Below are 1,735 nucleotides of genomic sequence, written 5' to 3'. Positions count from 1 at the left end.
AGAGAACCGGCTACAGGCTCGCGGATACCGTCGATATCTACGGGAGGAGCGGCGATAAAGGCGATGATGAAGCAGGTGGTGGCGGTGAGCAGGGTGGGGATCATGATGACACCGAACCAGCCGACATAAAGACGGTTGTTGGTGCTGGTGATCCACTGGCAGAACTGCTCCCACAGGGAAGCGCTTTCGCGCTGTTGTAGAGTGGTGGTCATTGGTTTATGATTCCTATTAAGTTATCGAGGTACGATTGATTGATGATGTCTCTATCTTAAGGACTTTGTAACGGTTTGTAAAGGGGTTTGAAACTATTGTTACTTATAGTATTGATAAGCTGGGGTTATGAAATGGGTCGGGTGCGGTCGGGTCTTTTCTGATCTAAGATTGAAGACATGACTCGACAACCTCACGACCAATTTGCCAAACAATACCTAGAAGAATTGCTGTCTCCCCTGGGAAAGGTGGAAGTCAGCAAAGAGGTGGCGGATGAAACCCGTCAGGTGGATATTTTCTTCTCTCCTCACCCTAATATGCGGGGAAATGCTCAATCTTTGGGTCTTTTAGGGCAAATGGTGACAACAAGCACTTTGCTTGAGCCTTTTCGCAATGCTCCCAATCGAACGGAAATTCGCAACTGTATCTTAAAACTGTTTTCGATTTTCGCTGAACTTCAACGGAAAGGGAAACGGGAAAAAACTGAGTTAAACGAGGATGACTTACCTAAATTATGGATTTTGGCTACTTCTATTAGTTTCCAGATCCTAGAGAGTTTTGATGCTAAATTAGAACTAGAAAACTGGACAGAAGGGATTGACTTTTTATCTCCCTCTCACCGAACGGCAATTATAGCGATTAATCAGTTACCTATTACCCCAGACACTTTACTGTTAAGATTGTTGGGACGGGGGAAAACCCAAAGCCAAGCGGTGAGAGAGTTGCTTGAGTTGCCTTCTGGCGATTCCTTCCGTCAAAATGTCATGGAATTATTGATTAGTTGGCGTGTGAGTGTTGAAATTAACAATCTTTTAGAATCAGAAGATAGGGAGGTATTTATGGCTTTATCTCAATCTTATTTAGAGTGGAAAGAGGCGACTAAACGGGAAGGACTTCAACAAGGACTTCAACAAGGACAACGACAAATTATTGAAAATTTAATGCAAGTGAGGTTTGGAGAATTGGATGAGTCTTTAATAAAAGTTATTGATGAGTTGCTTAAGTTATCACCGATGGAGTCTAGTCGCCTTTTGTTGGAGTCTTCACGGGAAGATTTAATCAGACGATTCATCTCTGAATAAATTAATTAAGCTGGGTTAAAATACGTCTTAGCTTAAACAGCTTCAAAGAAGCAATAACCGGCGGAAAACGGGAGGATATTATTTAACAGATGAAGAATTGCGATAGACCTGAAAAGATGCTTATGGTTTAGCGTTAGTACAAGCTACTTTAGCGGCTTTTAAAAGAAAATATGGAGTCAACGAATTAGCAAAAATTGTGATAAAATGCGATTATTTACCAAGCAATGGTGTTGATTTTGTGGTGATTATATTCTCTTAAATCTCTACAGATGAATTAGAATAGACTCAAAAAGTGAAGATTTTGGCTCTTCGTTACTTGTTATGGTTCGATAGGGGGGCATAAATCGACTAAATCCTTATCTGGCAAGAGACTTAATTGATTAGTTCGCTCTAGATAAAAAACAATTGACAAAAATCGCTAAATGCCTTTCTATATAAGGGTT

1 protein-coding gene and 1 pseudogene are annotated in these 1,735 nt (G+C 40.7%); one reads left to right on the top strand and one right to left on the bottom strand.

The genetic code is table 11. The features are described 5' to 3' along the window. Positions 1-212: pseudogene (locus PX482_RS11585) on the bottom strand (photosystem II q(b) protein); the annotation flags it as partial. Between the two features lie 177 nt (positions 213-389). Between PX482_RS11585 and PX482_RS11580 the strand changes: the two are divergent. Next, positions 390-1,292, top strand: coding sequence for a hypothetical protein (locus PX482_RS11580; RefSeq protein WP_288023999.1), 903 nt, complete (start codon positions 390-392; stop codon positions 1,290-1,292). Positions 1,293-1,735: the final 443 nt, after the last annotated feature.

It is taken from the genome of Microcystis sp. M53602_WE12, from assembly GCF_030065455.1.
GTDB classification, from domain to species: Bacteria; Cyanobacteriota; Cyanobacteriia; order Cyanobacteriales; family Microcystaceae; genus Microcystis; species Microcystis aeruginosa.
This window is presented reverse-complemented; position numbering and strand designations above follow the sequence as displayed.